At 67.0% G+C, this 18314-nt stretch carries 12 protein-coding genes; 9 read left to right on the forward strand and 3 right to left on the reverse strand.

The features are described from left to right. Positions 1 to 527: 527 nt before the first annotated feature. From dnaX to F8S13_19640, 9 genes are all read left to right on the forward strand, one after another. A complete protein-coding gene (gene dnaX, locus F8S13_19600; GenBank protein KAB8141303.1) occupies positions 528 to 2324 on the forward strand; it encodes a DNA polymerase III subunit gamma/tau in 1797 nt (598 codons plus the stop codon). A gap of 39 nt (positions 2325 to 2363) precedes the next feature. Continuing rightward, a complete protein-coding gene (locus tag F8S13_19605) occupies positions 2364 to 2669 on the forward strand; it encodes a YbaB/EbfC family nucleoid-associated protein (GenBank protein ID KAB8141304.1) in 306 nt (101 codons plus the stop codon). Positions 2670 to 2755: 86 nt separating this feature from the next. Further along, the gene (recR, locus tag F8S13_19610) at positions 2756 to 3373 is read left to right on the forward strand and encodes a recombination protein RecR (protein ID KAB8141305.1); all 618 of its coding nucleotides are present in this window, start codon (positions 2756 to 2758) and stop codon (positions 3371 to 3373) included. Between the two features lie 326 nt (positions 3374 to 3699). Then, on the forward strand, positions 3700 to 5217 hold the full coding sequence (malQ, locus tag F8S13_19615) for a 4-alpha-glucanotransferase (GenBank protein KAB8141306.1): 1518 nt from the start codon (positions 3700 to 3702) through the stop codon (positions 5215 to 5217). Positions 5218 to 5353: 136 nt separating this feature from the next. Further along, a complete protein-coding gene (locus F8S13_19620; protein KAB8141307.1) occupies positions 5354 to 6871 on the forward strand; it encodes a YifB family Mg chelatase-like AAA ATPase in 1518 nt (505 codons plus the stop codon). 605 nt (positions 6872 to 7476) lie between these two features. Continuing rightward, on the forward strand, positions 7477 to 9681 hold the full coding sequence (locus F8S13_19625; protein KAB8141308.1) for a fibronectin type III domain-containing protein: 2205 nt from the start codon (positions 7477 to 7479) through the stop codon (positions 9679 to 9681). Between the two features lie 693 nt (positions 9682 to 10374). Continuing rightward, positions 10375 to 12075 (forward strand): proline--tRNA ligase, encoded by a 1701-nt coding sequence (locus F8S13_19630; protein KAB8141309.1) that lies wholly within the window; start codon positions 10375 to 10377, stop codon positions 12073 to 12075. Between the two features lie 144 nt (positions 12076 to 12219). Continuing rightward, entirely contained in the window at positions 12220 to 12789 is a 570-nt protein-coding gene (locus F8S13_19635; protein KAB8141310.1) for a universal stress protein, read from the forward strand. 158 nt (positions 12790 to 12947) lie between these two features. Next, positions 12948 to 14456: a threonine/serine exporter family protein gene (locus F8S13_19640; protein KAB8141311.1), complete on the forward strand. Its 1509-nt coding sequence runs from the start codon at positions 12948 to 12950 to the stop codon at positions 14454 to 14456. Between the two features lie 77 nt (positions 14457 to 14533). On the opposite strand, the gene F8S13_19645 is transcribed toward F8S13_19640, so the two are convergent. From F8S13_19645 to F8S13_19655, 3 genes are all read right to left on the reverse strand, one after another. Next, a complete protein-coding gene (locus tag F8S13_19645) occupies positions 14534 to 15058 on the reverse strand; it encodes an STAS domain-containing protein (GenBank protein ID KAB8141399.1) in 525 nt (174 codons plus the stop codon). Between the two features lie 287 nt (positions 15059 to 15345). Continuing rightward, positions 15346 to 16125 (reverse strand): hypothetical protein, encoded by a 780-nt coding sequence (locus F8S13_19650; protein KAB8141312.1) that lies wholly within the window; start codon positions 16123 to 16125, stop codon positions 15346 to 15348. A 289-nt stretch (positions 16126 to 16414) separates the two neighbouring features. Next, positions 16415 to 18262, reverse strand: coding sequence for a phosphoenolpyruvate carboxykinase (GTP) (locus F8S13_19655; protein KAB8141313.1), 1848 nt, complete (start codon positions 18260 to 18262; stop codon positions 16415 to 16417). Between the last annotated feature and the right edge of the window lie 52 nt (positions 18263 to 18314).

The following is an 18314-nucleotide window of genomic DNA, read 5'->3' on the forward strand; positions in this document are numbered from 1 at the left end:
GTTAGGGGCTGGCCCCTAACCGCCGCCCGCGCAGGGCACACACCCACCAACCACGAGCAACCATCATGAGGGGACAAAAAACGAATACCACGAAGACACGAAGACGCGAGGGGAGACCGTTTTACCACCAAGACTCCAAGACCCCAAGGGCACAAAGGGCTAAAAACAGAGGCATCGCCAGCTTTACCCACCCGGCCCATCCGGCGAAGGTGCCGCTCATGTTTTGATGGCCATATGCACGAACGATAGCAGCCAGGAAACAGCAGATGTAGATCTCATCTCCACCACCATGTGGGATCGTCCCACTACCGCCCTCTTCCCTTCGCGCCCGCGCGTCTTCTAAAACAATCGCCTTCGTATCCTGGAGGCTTGGTGGTAAAAAAACCTCGCGCCCTCATGTCTTCGTGGTAAACAATCTCCTTGGTGTCTTGGTGGTGAACCCACACGCAACCCGAAAATCTGTGCTTGCCGATGCAGGCACCGTAGGGTATAATAAAAACCTACGGAACGCATCAGAGAGGCTTAGAATGGCATCCCAGGCACTATACCGGCGCTACCGATCGCAGACGTTCTCGGAGCTAGTAGGCCAAGAACACATCGTTCAGACCCTGCGCAACGCCCTCGCGGAGGGGCGGCTGGGCCACGCCTACCTCTTCACCGGGCCGCGCGGCGTAGGCAAGACCAGTGTAGCCCGCCTGCTGGCCAAGGCCGTGAACTGCACCGCCGAGGGCGAGCGCCCCTGCGGCGAGTGCGAGTCGTGCCAGGCCGTGGCCGAGGGCCGCCACGTGGATGTGATCGAGATGGACGCCGCCTCGCACACCAGCGTCGAGGACGCCCGCGAGATCATCGAGCGCGTGCAGTTCCGGCCTACGCTGGGGGCCTACAAGGTCTACATCATCGACGAGGTCCACATGCTCTCCACCGCCGCCTTCAACGCGCTGCTGAAGACGCTGGAGGAGCCGCCCGGCCACGCTATCTTCATCCTGGCCACCACCGAGAACCACAAGGTGCCCGCCACCATCCTCTCGCGCTGCCAGCGCTTCACCTTCAACCGCCACACCGTCGCATCCACCGCCGCGCACCTCCAGGAGATCGCGGTCGAGGAGGGCTTCGCGCTTGAGGCGGGCGTGGCCGAGACGGTGGCGCGCGCCGCCACCGGCAGCATGCGCGACGCGCTGAGCGTGCTGGATCAGCTGATGTCCTACGGCAGCCCCACCATCTCGCTGGCCCAGGTGCAGGGGCTGCTGGGCGCGGCCCAGTCGCGCGAGGTGGTGGCCCTGGTCGAGGCCATGATCGCGGGCGACATCACGGCGGCGCTGCGGGCCGTGGGCGGCGTGGCCGCACAGGGTGCCGACCTGCGCCAGTTCGCCCGCGACCTCGTGGCCCACCTGCGCGACCTGATGCTGCTGAAGGCCGGGGGCGACCCCGAGCTGCTGGACGCGGGCGAGGACGAGCTGGACGAGCTGCAGCGCCAGGCCAGCGCCGCCGATCTGGCCGCGCTGATGCAGTGGGTCAAGCTGTTCGGCATGATCGACCAGCAGATCCGCGCCGCCACCATCGCCCAGCTGCCGCTGGAGATGGCCGTGGTCGAGGCCATCGCCCGCCCCGCGCCCGCACTGGGCGCGCCCGCCGCGCGGCCCGCAGGCCCCAGCGCCCGCGCCGCAGCGCCCACGCCACAGCCCCAGCGCCAGACCCCAGCGCCCGCGCCGCAGCGCCAGCCCGCGCCGCAGCCCCAAGCCCCGCGCCCCGCGCCAGTGGAGCAGGCCGCGCCGCCCGAGCAGGCCGCGCCGCCGCACCCCGCCGACGAGCAGCCGCCGCACCCCGCCGACGCCGCGCCCGCCCCAGCCGAGCAGGCAGCGCCTGCGCCCCAGGCCGAGCCCGCAGCTGCGGAGGTGGAGGAGGATGACGCCTCGACCGCCGACATCGCCCAGGAAAACGCCGCCGTAGCCGCGCTAGAGCAGATTGAGTCGATCTGGAACGACGTGGTCCGCGATGTGCGCGTCCGTGATAAAATGGTCTACGCCCTGCTCAACAGCGGCGTCAGGCCGATCGATGTGGAGGGCATCGTGCTGGTGCTCGAAGTGGCAAGCGACTTCTTCCGCACCAAGCTCGACCAGCCTAGCACCAAGGCCGTAATCGAGCAGATGCTCAAGAAGCACACCGGCATCGACTACCGCCTGCGCTGCGCCGTGAAAGAGCTTGAGCGCGAGAACCCGAATGTGCTGCGCGAGCAGATCCGCACCAGCCGCAAAGACCCGCACGTGAAGGCCGCGCTCAACATCTTCGATGCCGAGATCGTGGCCGTCGAGCCGGATGAGGCCTAGCATACAATCAGCGAAAGCAAACGAAAGGAATACCAACGCATGAACCCCAAGCAGATGCAGCAGATGGCCATGCAGATGCAGCGCCAGATGGCCAAGATCCAAGAGGAGCTGGGCAAAGAGATCGTCGAGGGCAAGGCCGGCAGCTACATCACCGTGAAGATGAACGGCCACCGCGAGATCCAGGGCATCACCATCGCCCCCGAGGTGGTGGACCCCGAGGATATCGACACGCTGCAGGATCTGCTGGTCTCGGCCATCCAGGACGCCACCGCCAAGGCCCAGGAGCTTGCCCAGAAGCGGCTCGGCCCGCTGACCGGTGGCATGAACATCCCCGGCCTGTTCTAAACACCGCGCGGCCAGGCGCAACAGCCCTGGCAGATGCTGGATGGGGTGCCGACGCGCGCCCCATTTCTTATGATGTAGAGCACCATATGACACACGGAAACGACAACCAGCTGCTGGTCGAGCCGGTGGCCCGCCTGATCGAGCAGTTCGGGCGGCTGCCCGGCGTGGGGCCAAAGACCGCCTCGCGGCTCACCTTCTACCTGCTGCGCGCCCCCGAGGAGCAGACCCGCGCCCTGGCCGAGGCGCTCACCGGCCTGCGCGAGGGCGTGCAGTTCTGCAAGCGCTGCTTCAACATCGCCATCGGCGACCTGTGCGTCTACTGCGCCAACACCAACCGCGACCAGCGCCTGATCTGCGTGGTCGAGGAGCCGCTGGATGTGCTGGCGATCGAGCGCACCGGCGGCTACCGTGGCGTCTACCACGTGCTGCACGGGCGCATCGCCCCGCTAGAGGGCATGAACCGCGAGGATATCTACTTCGACGAGCTGATCGACCGCGTGCGCAGCGAGCCGGTGGAGGAGATCATCATCGCCACCAACCCCAATACCGAGGGCCAGGCCACCGCGTTCTACCTGCACCGCGCCCTGGCCCCGCTGGGCGTGCGCGTCACCCAGCTGGCGCGCGGCCTGCCCACCGGCGGCGACCTGGAGTGGGCCGACCCGGCCACGCTTGGCTCGGCGCTGGAGGGGCGGCGCGAGTTCTAGCCCGCCCCGGTGCGGGGGTCGCCCCCGATCCCCGCGCCGCATCCCCCACGAGAACCATTTACCACCATACCCCAAGGCCCCAAGGAACAAACAGAAACGAATACCACGAAGACGCGAAGACGCGAAGGGAAGAAACCCCAAAACACGAAGCGGCATCATAGAGAACGTGTAGCCCCTTCCCCCGCCCGATGCTCCTTGGCGCAAACTATTTTCGTTCAAAAAATCTAAACCAGTTTAGCCCATTTTCAACCAATCTTGGGCCAATCTAGTGTATACTTCTTGCTATGTTTTGCGCATAATCGCCTTGAACTGACTGATGGTGCATAATGAACATACTGCGACGGAGCGGCATCCTGCTGCACCCGACATCGCTGCCGGGCAACTCGGGCATCGGCGACCTGGGCGAGCACGCCTATCGATTTATCGACTTCCTCCAGCGCACCGGCCAGCAGCTCTGGCAGGTGATGCCGCTCGGCCCCACTGGCTACGGCGACTCGCCCTACCAGTGCTTCTCGGCCTTCGCCGGCAACCCGCTGCTGATCAACCTTGAGGCGCTGGTGGCCCAGGGCCTGCTGGCCCAGGCCGATCTGGCCGACACCCCGGCCTTCCCGCGCGACCACGTGGACTATGGCTGGATCATCCCGTTCAAGATCGCCGCGCTCCGCCGCGCCTTCGAGCGCATGCAGGCCAGCGACTCGGCGGGCATGCGGCAGGCGATCAACCACTTCCGCGCCGCCAACGCCGCCTGGCTGGATGACTACGCCCTGTTCGCCGCGATCAAGGCCGCCCACGGCGGCGCAAGCTGGAACACCTGGGAGGATGACATCGCCCGCCACCAGCCCGAGGCGCTGCAGCGCTGGGCGGCCCAGCTGAGCGAGGAGGTGCAGTTCCACGCCTTCATGCAGTTCCTGTTCTTCCAGCAGTGGGGCCAGCTGAAGAGCTACGCCAACGAGCGCGGCATCCAGATCATCGGCGACATCCCGATCTTTGTGGCCTACGATAGCGCCGACGTGTGGGGCAACCGCGAGATCTTCGCGCTGGATGAGCAGGGCGAGCCGACCGTGGTGGCCGGGGTGCCGCCGGACTACTTCAGCGCTACCGGCCAGCGCTGGGGCAACCCGCTCTACCGCTGGGATGTGCTGGAAAAGCGCGGCTTCGACTGGTGGGTCAGCCGCTTCCGGGCGATGCTGAACATGGTCGACATCATTCGGCTCGACCACTTCCGCGGCTTTGCGGCCTACTGGGAGGTACCCGCATCCGAGGAGACCGCCATCAACGGGCGCTGGGTGCCCGGCCCGGGCGCGCGCCTGTTCGAGGCGATCAAGGCCGAGCTGGGCAGCCTGCCAATCATCGCCGAGGACCTGGGCGTGATCACCCCGGACGTGGAGGAGCTGCGCGACCAGTTCGAGTTCCCCGGCATGAAGGTGCTGCACTTCGCCTTCGGCGACGACGACCCCGAGAACGCCTACCAGCCCCACAACTACCCCACACGCTGCGTGGTCTACACCGGCACGCACGACAACGACACCACGCTGGGCTGGTGGCAGGCCATGGGCGATACCGAGCGAGCGCGGGTGCAGACCTACCTGGCCCGCGATGGCCACGACATCTGCTGGGACATGGTGCGCCTGGCCTTCGCCTCGGTGGCCGAGATCGCGGTGGTGCCGCTGCAGGATGTGCTGGGACTAGGCAGCGAGGCTCGCATGAACACCCCCGGCCAGCCCGGCGGCAACTGGGGCTGGCGCTACCAGCCCGAGCAGCTGGGCGGCTGGGGCGAGAGCCGCCTGCACGACATGACCAAGCTCTATGGCCGCGCGCCCAAGAGCGAGACCGAGAAAGCCTAGCGGCCCGCCAGAGGCAACCAAGACGCCCCGTAGCTCGCAAGCTGCGGGGCGTTTTTTCACCCCCTAACGTACGTATCTTTTCTCCTAGCAGCTCGGTACATTCAGCGACGAACGTACGTACTAAAGGGAAGAGTATATGCTTGCAAAAGTCCACAGCTGCGCTATGGTCGGCCTCGAAGGCGTGCTGATCGAGGTGGAATTGGACATCACCACTGGCCTGCCCGCCTTCACCATCGTCGGCCTCGGCGACACCGCCGTGCAGGAGAGCAAGGAGCGCGTGCGCTCGGCAATCAAGAACAGCGGCTTCACCTTTCCCCTCAAGCGGCTCACCGCCAACCTGGCCCCCGCCGACATGCGCAAGGCCGGCCCCGCCTACGACCTGCCGATCGCCATCGGCCTGCTGATCGCATCCGAACAGGTGGCGGGCGAGCTGGGCGACTGCGTGCTGATCGGCGAGCTGGGGCTGGATGGCGCCGTGCGCCATACCGACGGCGTGCTGCCTATGGTGGCGGTGGCCCGCCAGCACGGCATCGACACCGTGTTCGTGCCCTTCGAGGATGCGGCGGAGGCGGCCCTGATCGACGGGATGCGGATCATCCCGGTGCGTGCCCTGGGCGACCTGGCCGCCCACATCACCGGCGAGCGCCCGATCGCGCCGTTCCTGCCCCAGCCCAGCGCCGACGAGGCCGAGGTGTGCGTGGGCGTGGACTTCGCCGAGGTGCGCGGCCAGGAGCACGTGAAGCGGGCCATGGAGGTAGCCGCGGCAGGCGCGCACAACCTGCTTATGTCCGGCAGCCCAGGCTCGGGCAAAACCATGATGGCGCGGGCCATGCTCTCCATCCTGCCGCCGCTAACCCTGGACGAGGCGCTGGAGGTGACGAAGATCTACAGCGTGGCCGGGCAGCTGCACAAAGATACCCCGCTCATCCGCCAGCGCCAGTTCTGCGCGCCCCACCACACCACCTCGCTGGCCGGGCTGGTGGGCGGCGGCGCGAGCCGGATCAAGCCGGGCATGATCTCGCTGGCCCACCGTGGCATCCTCTTCCTCGACGAGCTGCCCGAGTTTGGCCCCAAGCTGGAGGTGCTGCGCCAGCCGCTGGAGGACCGCGCGGTCACACTCTCGCGCGCGGCGGGCAGCGTGGTCTTCCCAGCCTCGTTCACCCTGGTGGCGGCCCAGAACCCCTGCATGTGCGGCTGGCACGGCGACAGCGAGCGCCAGTGCATCTGCTCGCCCGCCTCGGTGGCGCGCTACCAGAAGCGCGTCTCCGGCCCGCTGATGGACCGGATCGACATCCATGTCGAGGTGCCGCGCATCAACTACGACAAGCTGTCCGGCGGGCGTGTGGGCGAGGCCTCCGAGCGCATCCGCGAGCGCGTGATCGCCGCCCGCCAGCGCCAAGCCGAGCGCTTCCGCGGCACGCGGCTGCTCACCAACGCCGACATGGGGCCGGGCGAGATCCGCCAGCACTGCCCGATCGACAGCGCGGGCCAGAGCCTGATGAAGGCCGCCATGCGCCAGCTCCAGCTCTCGGCGCGCGGCTACCACCGCGTGATCAAGCTGGCCCGCACCATCGCCGACCTCGCCGCCAGCGACGTTGTCGGCGCGGCCCACCTAGCCGAGGCCCTGCAGTACCGCCCCCGCCGCGCCGAGTAGGCCCCTCTTACCCATGGCGGCGGGGCGCAGGCTCCGCCGCCACACCAACAGGGGTACGCGTTCTCTCTATTGGTAATGAATCGGCCTTCTCCCCTCCGCGTCTTCGCACCTTCATGGTATTCGTTTCCTGTTGTCCCTTGGTGCCTCGGCGTCTTGGCGGTAAAAAACATTCTGCCGACCAAGAACGCATAGGCCCCACCGCCCCGCTAACAAAATTGTTCCTTGTTCCTACGACAAGCTATAGTAAAATAGAACAAGCGGCTATTCCCTTGCTCTAATGGCCTACCACCCATAGACCCAGGAAGAACCACCACCCAGGGCGCGTGGCACCCCCGTGTGCCGTCTACACGCCCCAGCACCCAGGCGGCGCGCCGATGCGCAGGCCATGGGCCGCCAGCGTGCGCCACAGATCCGGTAGCGATGGACCGCAACGCCACCATGGGATGCCACAAAGGCCACGTGGCGCAAAGCCCGTGCCCGCACGCGCATAACAATTCGTTCAAGACAGATGCCCCTTTCGGCGGCTAAAACGCCCCGCGAGTGACATTTATCTCATTTTACTGCTGGCCGACCACGCCGATCGGCCAGCCGAGGAGCACCCACAGATGAATAGCATCCGATGGTGGCGCGCTGTCGCGGTAGTAGCACTACTCGCGGCGGCGTTTTTGCTGCCCGCCCAGCCCGCTGCCGCCGCGACCAAGGTTATCTACGACGACGCCCTAGCCATAGGCTGGGACAACTGGTCGTGGGCCGAGGTCAGCCTGAGCGCCACATCTCCCACCCACAGCGGCAGCCACAGCATCCAGGTGACCTACAGCGCCTGGTCGGGCCTCTACCTGCACCACGCCGGGCTGGCCACGGCTGGCTACACCACCCTGCGCTTCTTCATCCACGGCGGAACCGCAGGCGGCCAGGGCATCATGGTCTGCGCCAGCAGCGGCTGCTCCACCGCCACCCACAAGGATGTGAACGCCGTGGCCAACGCATGGACCCGGATCGACATCCCGCTGAGCGAGCTGGGCAGCCCCGCCATGATCACCGACCTTGAGTGGCAGGCAGGCAAAAGCGCCCTGGACACGCTCTACATCGACGACATCGCGCTGGTGCGCGACGACTCGGCGGCAGCGCCCTCGCTCGGCGGCGGCAGCCTGCGCCCCAGCGCCCTGCCCGCCGACGGCACCAGCAAGGCGCTCATCCAGGTGGCGGCCAGCGACCCGCAGGGCCTGGCCGACATCGCCAGCATCACCGTGGACGCCAGCGCCGTGGGCGCGGGCAAGGTGGCGCTGCGCGACGACGGCAACAGCGGCGACGGCGCGGCGGGCGATGGCACCTACGCCGGGGCATTCGCCGTGCCCGGCGGCGTGGCCAGCGGCGAGTACGCCCTGACCGCCACCGCCACCGACAAGGCGGGCAACACATCCAGCACCGCGCTGGGCAATCTGGTGGTGCTGGCCAATGCGGGCGGCAGCGTGCCAGCCGCCCTCCCACAGCGCTTCGGCTGGGGCACCAACGAGTGGAGCTACGACGACAGCCAGGACTGGCAAAAGCAGAGCGGCGTGCCCTGGGACTACATGTACAACTACATCACCTACGAGTGGTACACCGACCCAGGCCACTGGGGCAACTACGTGCAGCAGCTGACCCAAAGCTCGTGGCGGCGCGGCGTCACCCCCGTGATCAGCGTGTACATGATGCTGGCGGCGGGCGGCAACAGCGGCGAGGGCGGCGCGGTCTACGCCCAGAAGCTCCAGAGCGCCTCTACCGTCAGCAGCTACCTGGCCGCGCTCCAGAAGGCGGCGGAGGACGCCAAGGGCGACAAGCCCGTGATCTTCCAGCTGGAGCCAGATTTCTACGGCTTTATGCAGCAGCTTAGCAACGATGCCGCCAAGCGCCCGGCGGGCGTGCGCGCCGACGACCCCACGTCCTTCCCGGTGGCCCTGAATATCAGCGGCTACCCCAACACGCTGGCGGGCTTTGGCAGGCGCATGGTCGACGTCATCCGCCAGACCGCACCCAACGTGCTGATCGCGCCCCACGCCAGCATGTGGGCCACCAACGGCGACCCCAACAACGGCACGCCCGCCGACACCATCGCCATAGCCCAGCGCACCGCCGATTTCATGGGCGCGATGGGCGGCGACCAGGCCGACTTCTATATCGTCGAGTGGAGCGACCGCGATGCGGGCAGCGGCATCCGCGCCTGGTGGGACGACACCGACCAGTCGCTGCCGCGATTCACCCGCGCCCTGCTGTGGGAAAACGCCCTCTCGGCCCGCGCCAAGAAGCGCCTAGCGCTCTGGCAGGTGCCGGTGGGCAACATGGGCCTGGACAACAGCTGGTACCACTACCAGGACAACAAGGCCGCCTACATCTTCCGGCACCAGAGCGCGCTGGCCAAGGCGGGCGTGTTCGCCGTGCTGTTCGGCGCGGGCACCGACCATATGACCCGCCCCTCCACCGATGGCGGCTTTGTCACCGCCAAGGCCGGCCTGGCCTACGCCGCGCCCGGCGCGCCCAGCGGCCTCACTTCGCTGGGCGCCAGCCGCGTGCTGGCCTCGTTGCGCTGGGCACCCAGCGCCGAGGCCGACGTGGTGGGCTACCGCCTGACTGCCAGCGGGCCAGGCGGGAACACCGTGGTGGATGTGGGGCCGCAGAACAGCGCCACCGTGCTGCTGCCCGTGGCGGGCAGCTACAGCGTCACCGTGGCCGCGCTCGATTCACAGGGCAACATCAGCCCGGCCTCCGCCGCTATCAGCGTCACCACCGACGCCACCGCGCACACCCTCTTCTTCCCCATCGCTGGCCGCTAGGCTGCCGCGAACAAGCCGGGGCGGCAGCACACGCCGCCCCGCTTTTTTGCAAACGTAGCCGCCGCCGCAGCGCGGCAGGAGCGCTTCGGTTGGGATTATGGCCAGTAGCCCACCTGCGGCACCTTCGCCGGATGGGCCAGGCCGCTGTTTGAAACATTCCCCAGCACGCTTGAATCACCCCCCGCGCCTTATCGCAAAAAACCACCCATAGCTCCTATTTCCTTGGTGTCTTGGAGTTTTGGTGGTAAAAAATCCTCGCGCCTTCGTATCTTCGTGGTAAAACGGTCGCCTGTGCTCCCTTGCGTCTTCGAGGCTAGCGGCCCTCACGTCTCCATCTCGCGGCGGATGCCAGCGGCCAAACCTGTGCTATACTTGCGCCCAAACCACATAGCAACGACGAAGACAGCGAAGCAGTACGCGCGCCGCCCGCAACCCAGCGAGCCGGGGAGAGTGCAAGCCCGACCAGACCGCCCGCGCCGAACCCATCGCCAGAGTCGCACCCGAGCCGCCCCGCGCGGGAAGGAGTGCCGGAAGCCCACCGTGACTAGGGCGCGCCCTCGGCCATCGGCTGGCGGCGGCAGAGTGGGGGCCACACGGCCCCAAGCAAGGTGGTACCACGGGAACTCCCGCCCTTGAGCAAGACGCTCAAGGGCTTTTTTGCGCCCGCTATTTCAGACACCCAAGGAGGGAACCATGCGACTCTCAACCCTGTTTGGCCGCACGCTGCGCGAGGCCCCGAGCGAGGCCGACCAGCGCGGCCACCAGCTGGCCCTGCGCGCCGGGCTGGTGCGCCAGGTGCAGGCTGGCAGCTTCGCGCTGCTGCCGCTGGGCATGCGCGTGCTGCGCCGCATCGAGGCAATCATGCACCACGAGCTGGCCGCCATCGGCGCGCAGGAGTTCCGCACCCCGATCATCCAGGCCCAGACCGCCTGGGAGAAGAGCGGGCGGCTGGAGAGCTACGGCCCGCTGATGCTGCGGCTGGCCGACCACGGCGAGCGCCCGCTGATCGTGGCCCCGACCCACGAGGAGGCCGTGGCCGAGCTGGCCGCCCGCGAGGTGGCCTCGTACCGCCAGATGCCGCAGATCGTCTACCAGATCCACACCAAGTACCGCGACGAGACGCGGGCCAAGGGCGGCCTGATGCGCATGCGCGAGTTCACCATGCTGGATGCCTATAGCCTGGACAGCAGCGCCGCCGGGCTGGATGCCAGCTACGAGCTGCTGGCCGGGGCCTTCGAGCGCATCTTCACGCGCTGCGGTGTGCGCTTCGGCGCGGTGGATGCCGACGCGGGCGAGATGGGCGGCAGCGAGCCGCGCGAGTACATGGCCCACTCGGCCAGCGGCGAGGATGTGCTGGCCATCTGCACCGACTGCGGCTACGCGGCCAACATCGAGGTGGCCGAAGCCGACTACACCGCCGATACCGCGCAGGGCGAGCAGGCCATGGAGGAGATCGCCACACCGCACACCGCCACCATCGCCGATCTGGCCGCGCTGCTGGGCATACCGGCATCAGCCACCGCCAAGGCGGTGTTCTTCGATACGCCGGAGCGCGGGCTGGTGTTCGCGGTCATCCGGGGCGACCTTGAGGTGAACGAGCTGAAGCTGCGGCGAGCGGCGGGCGTCTCGGCGCTGCGCCCGGCCAGCGCCGAGCAGATCGCGGCGGCGGGCGCGGTGGCGGGCTACGCCTCGCCGGTGGGGCTGGGCGTGGCGAGCGAGCTGGGCAGCGCGGGGGTGCTGGTGGTGGCCGACGCCAGCGTGGCGGGACAGGCCGCGCTGGTGGCCGGGGCCAACCGCGCGGGCTACCACCTGCGCGGCGTGCGCTACGGGCGCGACTGGCAGGCCACCCTGGTGGCCGACATCGCCAGCGTGCGCGAGGGCGACGCCTGCCCGCGCTGCGGCGAGCCGCTGGCATGTGTGCGCGGCGTGGAGATCGGGCACATCTTCAAGCTAGGCACGCGCTTCGCCAGCGCGCTGGGCGCGCTGTTCCTGGATGCCGATGGCAGCGAGAAGCCGATCGTCATGGGGTCGTACGGCATCGGGCTGGAGCGGCTGCTGCAGATCATCATCGAGCAGCACAGCGACGAGCGCGGCATCATCTGGCCGTACGAGGTCGCGCCGTTCCAGGTGCATCTGGTGCGGCTGGGCAAGGGCGAGGAGGCCCGCGCCGAGGCCGAGGCGATCTACCGCGAGCTGCAGGCCAGGGGCACGCAGGTGCTCTACGACGACCGCGACGAGAGCGCCGGGGTCAAATTCAACGACGCCGACCTGATCGGCATCCCGCTGCGGGTGGTGGTGAGCGAGCGGCTGCTGGCCGCAGGCCAGGTGGAGGTGAAGGCGCGCGACGGCGCGGCACGCACGCTGGCGCGCGGCGATCTGTACGCGCTGCTCTAGTGTGGGCAGACGTGTTACTGCCCTTGCCCTATCGGTGAAAGAACGACAACCCCTATCTTCACGCCGATATGGTATCTTATATCCGACAGTTATTGGCAAGGGAGCAATGGCGCTCCCCAACCTTCACAGAAGTGAGGTGTCTCAATGAAGCGACACACCGTGCTCATCCCACTCGACGGCTCGCAGTTCAGCCGCGAGATCGTACCACACATACTCCGCCGGTTCGCGCCGGAAGAGTGCAGGCTCATCCTGCTGCGGGTGGGGCATATGCCGCACGGGCTGATCGGGGCATCGCCTCGCCCGATCGGCAGTCACTGGCCAGTCAACGGATATACACGCGCTGAAGACGTATCGCGCGCCTACCACCCGATCTACTCGACCCAGGAGGAAGAGAGCGAGCGGGCGCGTCTGATCGATTCGGAGCATGCGCTCAAGGGCATGCTGGAGCAAGCAGGGTACGAGGTACGCGTGATCGCCCAGTTCGGCGATCCAGCCGAGGAGATCATCACCGCTATTCGGCAGCTCAATGCCGATTTCGTCGCGATGGCCATCCACGGTCGGCAGGGCTTCCGGGCGTTCTTGCCCTCGGGCATATCGTCCCAGGTGCTGCGGCGCTCTTCCGTTCCAGTGCTGCTCTTCCAGCCGCTCGCTCGCGGCGCGCAACCGGTTACCACGTCCCATAAGGATGGCTACTATCATAAGAGCGCGATGTGATTGACCTGATCAATCACGGGTAGCACCAGTGCATATCCGGCAGCGCCGCAGCCAGCAGCTTGTGAGGGCGAACAGAAGCCCTCGGAAGGGTGCTGGGGCGGCGCTGTTTTGTGTGGTGGGCACGGCAGAACGCACCGCTAGAAAGTTGTGATGAGGCTATGAGCCAACCTATAGGGGCCACAAGCTCTACCGACAACATAGCGCACGCCCCGAGCGACCCCGCCCAAGCGCCATCCTCAGCTTTACCCCCTTCGTTGGTTCAGTCTACATCATCCGAGGATCGTACAACCCCTATGCAGGAACTACTCGACGAAAACGCTAGAACGCGCCAGATCCGCGCCGAGCTGCGCGACATCCTGAACGTCGTGCTGCGCGCGGGCCAGCTGCTGCTGGAGAACAGCGCCAACACCGCCCGTGTCGAAGACACCATGCGGCGCACCGCCATCGCGCTCGGCGCGCAGAGCCTCGACACCCACGTGACGCCCACCGGCATCTTTGTCACCATCCACAGCAACGACGAGCACCGCACGCGCATCCTGCGCATCGTGGGCCACGGCGTCGACCTCAGCCGCGTCGAGGCCGTGCTTGAGGCGCTGCACGAGCTAGAGGATGGCAAGTTCGACCGCGCCCAGATGGCCGCGCGGCTGGAAGAGATCGCCAAGCAGCCCCGCGAGTACAGCAAGGTCTTCACCGCAGTGTCGGTGGGCGTGGCCGGTGCGAGCTTCTGCGTGCTGTTCGGCTGCGGCTTCTGGGAGTTCGTGGTGGTGTTTATCTCGGGCTTCCTGATGCAGTTTATCCGCGCCGAGCTGAACCACCGCCACGCCAACCGGCTGCTGATGACGGGCATCGTCTCAGCCGCAGTCACATGCTTTGCGCTGCTGTTCACCACGCTGCTGAACCAGAACGCCGAGGCCATCGGCGCGCTGCTGCCCTGGCTGCCCACCCCCCACGCCGACCCGGCGCTGGCGGTGGCGGCGGGCGGCATCCTGCCCATCCCCGGCATCCTGATGGTCAGCTCGATCGCCGACCTGTTCCGCGGCGATACCCTGGCGGGCATGGCGCGCTCCACCATCGCGCTGCTCACGATCTTTGCGATCAGCATCGGCATCTGGCTGGTGCTGCTGACCATCCAGATGACCACCGGCCTCAAGCTTGAGATCAAGACATCCAGCATGCCGCCCATCCTCACCACGCTGATCGCGGGCGGGTTCGGCGCGGCGGGCTTCGGCATCGTGTTCGACGTGCCGCGCCGCAGGATCTTCTTCGCCGGGCTGGTCGGCTCGGTGGCCACGGGCGTGCGCTGGGTGGCCGTGCAGAAGGGCGGCATCCCGCTTGAGGCGGCGGCGCTGCTGGCCGGCATCGGCATCGCGCTGATCAGCGAGCTGTGGGCCATGATCTTCAAGGCCCCCACCTCGATGTTCACCATCGCGGGCTTCATCCCGCTGGTGCCCGGCGTGTTCTCGTTCCGGGCCATCCTCAACTTCGCCGAGGCCAAGTATACCGAGGGCACCACCGACATGGTGCGCGCCCTGCTGATTACCATGTCGGTGGCCGCCGGTATGGGCATCGTCACCGCGATGACCCGCATCCGCCCCAACGCGCCCAAGCAGGTGGTGATCGCCCGCAACAGCCTCAACCCAAGCGCCGCAACGCTTGAGCAGCCCTAGCGGGCCATCGACCGACCGGCACACAAGCGCCCCGGCGGAAATCCGCTGGGGCGCTGCTTTTTGGCTTTGGGATTGCGCTAGGCGGGCTGGATGGCGAGGCGCAGGCTGCCCAGGGCGTACTCAATACCCGCCTCTAGGTCGCTCAGGGTCAGCACGCCATCGAGGTCGACGCCGATCTGCACCATGGTCTGCGCGATCTCGGCCCCGATGCCAGTGAAGATCACCAGGGTGCCCAGCAGGCTGGCCGCCCGAGCGGTCTGCAGCAGGTACTGCGCCACAAAGGTGTCGACGATCGCCACGCCAGTTATGTCGATTATCACTGCGTCGGCGCTGTGCTCGGTGATCTTGGTGAGCAGCGCCTCCATCACCACGCCTGCGCGGTTGCTGTCGATCGCGCCGATCAGGGGCAACACCAGGATGCCGCTATAGATCGGGATGATCGGCGTCGACAGCTCGTTCACCAGCACCGCCAGGCGGTCGGCCTCGCTGCGCCGCAGCAGCAGGTCGCTCTGGCGCTCCTCGGCGGCGCGGGCGGCTGCGGCGCGGATCTGCTCCTGCTCGCGCAGCACCAGGGCGATCGCCGCGTCGTTCATGGCCAGCATCAGCGGCGAGAGCTGGCCGATCACGTGGCGGGCCTCGGCAGCGTGGCCAGCATCCAGCAGGGCGGCCTGCAGTGCCTCGGCCCCAGCCAGCAGCGACGAGAGCGCCAGCCCCGATGCGGCGAACTGCTGCGCCATAGCCCGCGCGTCGGCCTCGGGCGTCAGCAGATAGTCGGCCAGCTGCTCGCCCAGGCGGCGCAGCAGCGCGGGGTGCAGCGTGCCTCGGTTGTCCAGCGCGCGGGCGTGCATGGCCTGCTGCACAGCGGGGTAGAAATCGGCTGTCTGCATGGTCATACCTTCGTCACAATCACGCCGTACAGATCCAGCGGCGACTCCTCCTGGCCTGCCTCATCGCCGCGCCACTGCGCCACGCCATTCCACTCGCTCAGCGGGATGATGCCGGGCTGCTCGATCTGCCACGGCCCCAGCAGCTCGCGCACCTCGTCGAGCGTGCGCGGCTGCACCGGCGAGCCCAGCTGGCGGTACATAGCCGCAAACGAGCTGGATGCGAAGCGCGCCACATCGGCTGGCTCGCCCGCCAGCCACGAGATGGCCAGCTTCGAGCCGGGGGCGCACCAACGGTAGAGCGCGCCCAGAATATCGCGCAGCACCGGCAGATCGAAGAAGTAGGCAACGCCGATGAAGCTGATGCCCACCCGCCGCTCGCCGCCGAAGTGCTCATCCGCAGCATCCAGAATGCCTGCGATGTCGGTCAGATTCGACTGGATGTAGCGCACCAGCGGGTTGTCGCCGATGATCTCGCGCCCATAGGCCACGATCACTGGGTCGTGGTCGTTGTAGAGCACGCGGGCCGTGGGTACCAGATCGTGGATGTAGCCCACCGTCGGCAGTCCGCTGGCTAGGTCGATCAGGCAGCCCAGCCCGGTGTCAGCCAGGCGGGCGGCGGCGTCGTACATGAACCAGCGGTTGAGCCGCGCGCCGCTGCGGCTGGATGGCATGAGCCGCAGCAGCTGCTCGGCGGCCACACGGTCGGCCTCGAAGTTGTTGGTTCCGCCTAGGAAGTAGTCGTAGATTCGCCCTGCGTTCGGAGTGGATGTGTCGATTTCCATGATGCCCGACCTTTATCAGAACAGGGTGCCATTCCACATGGCCGCCTACGCAGCCCGCTTTCTGCCCGCGCCAGCTGGGCGCTTCGCGGTAGAAAACGTACGTGTGTAGTAGCTTCGGATGCAGGGCGATGATACTGCAAGTGATCGCATAAGTCAATGAAAATGAATAATCCGTTAGGAGTCGTTGTGCGGCTTGCTTCTGCCAAGCGCCCCGCGCGGCGCACAAAAGGGCGGCGGTGGCAATGCCACCGCCGCCCTGCCGCCTACCGCGAGCGATAGGCGCTACCGACTAGATCTCCCAGTGCTCGGGCGTGCGCCAGAGGTTCGAGAGGATCAGCTGGCGAACGAAGACCATCTCCTTCGGCAGCCGGTCAAACATCTTGGTGAACAGCTCCTCGTGGAGCAGCAGCTCCTGCACCCACTCCTCGCGGTCCACCGACATCAGCTCGTGGAAGCGCTCCGCAGAGAAGTCCTCCATCCCGCGCCAGTCGAGGTCGCAGTAGCGGGGCATCCAGCCGATCGGGCCCTCGGTCGAGACCGCGCGGCCACGGGCGCGCTCGACCACCCACTTCAGCACGCGCATGTTGTCGCCGAAGCCCGGCCACAGGAACTTGCCGTTCTCATCCTTGCGGAACCAGTTCACGCCGAAGATGCGGGGCGGGTTGGCCACGGTGCGGCCAAACTGCAGCCAGTGGTTGAAGTAGTCACCCATGTGGTAGCCACAGAAGGGCAGCATCGCCATCGGGTCGCGGCGAACCTGGCCGATCGTGCCAGCCGCAGCAGCCGTCATCTCCGAGCCCATCGTGGCGGCCAGGTAGACGCCGTAGGTCCAGTTGAAGGCCTGGTACACCAGCGGCATCAGGGTCGAGCGGCGGCCACCGAAGATGAAGGCCTGGACGGGCACGCCCGCCGGGTCTTCCCAGGCCGGGTCGATCGAGGGGCACTGGCTGGCCGGGGCCGTGAAGCGGGCGTTCGGGTGCGCCGCCTTGCGGCCGCAGTCCGGAGTCCAGTCCTGGCCGGTCCAGTCGATCAGGTGCGCGGGTGGGTTCTTGGTCATGCCCTCCCACCACACGTCGCCGTCATCGGTCAGGCCGACGTTGGTGAAGATGGTGTTCGACTTGGCCGACTCCATCGCGTTCGGGTTGGTCTCATACGAGGTGCCAGGCGCGACGCCGAAGTAGCCGCTCTCGGGGTTGATGGCGCGCAGCGTGCCATCCTCGCCGGGCTTGATCCAGGCGATGTCGTCGCCGACGGTCGTGACCTTCCAGCCCTCGTCGGTAAACGCGGGGGGCGGGATGAGCATCGCGAAGTTGGTCTTGCCACAGGCCGAGGGGAAGGCGGCGGCCACGTAGGTCTTCTCGCCCTGGGGATCCTCGACGCCAAGGATGAGCATGTGCTCGGCCAGCCAGCCCTCGTCGCGGGCCATCGTCGAGGCGATGCGCAGCGCGAAGCACTTCTTGCCCAGCAGCGCGTTGCCGCCGTAGCCCGAGCCGTACGACCAGATCGAGCGCTCCTCGGGGAAGTGCACGATGTACTTCTGGTCCTTGTTGCAGGGCCAGGCCACATCCTTCGCGCCGGTCTCCAGCGGAGCGCCGACCGAGTGCACGCAGGGCACGAAGTCGAAGCCATTGTTCAGGTACTCGTGCACCTGCTTGCCCATGCGGGTCATAATCCGCATGTTCACCACCACATAGGGCGAGTCGCTGATCTCAACGCCGTACTGGGCGATCGGCGAGCCGAGCGGGCCCATGCAGAAGGGGATGACATACATCGTGCGACCCTTCATCGCGCCGTCGAACAGCTTGGCCAGGGTCTCCTTCATCTCCTTGGGGTGGACCCAGTTGTTCGTGGGGCCGGCATCGTCCTTCGAGATGCTGCAGATGAAGGTGCGGTCCTCGACACGAGCGACATCGCCGGGGTCCGAGCGGGCCAGGAAGCTGTTGGGGCGCTTGGCCTCGTTCAGCTTAATGAAGGTGCCCGCCTCCACCAGCTTGGTGCACATCGCATCGTATTCCTTCTGCGACCCATCGCACCAGTAGACAGAGTCGGGCTTAACAAGCTGAGCGATTTCCTCAACCCAGCTGATCAGTTTCTGATTGCGAACATATTCCGGAGCACTCATGGCTACCTCCGCCATCGTTTGGTACGAACGTTGGTGTTCGTTTGCTTGCTTGGCCTAAGTATACGCC

Source organism: Chloroflexia bacterium SDU3-3 (assembly GCA_009268125.1).
In the GTDB taxonomy this organism is placed as follows: Bacteria; Chloroflexota; Chloroflexia; order Chloroflexales; family Roseiflexaceae; genus SDU3-3.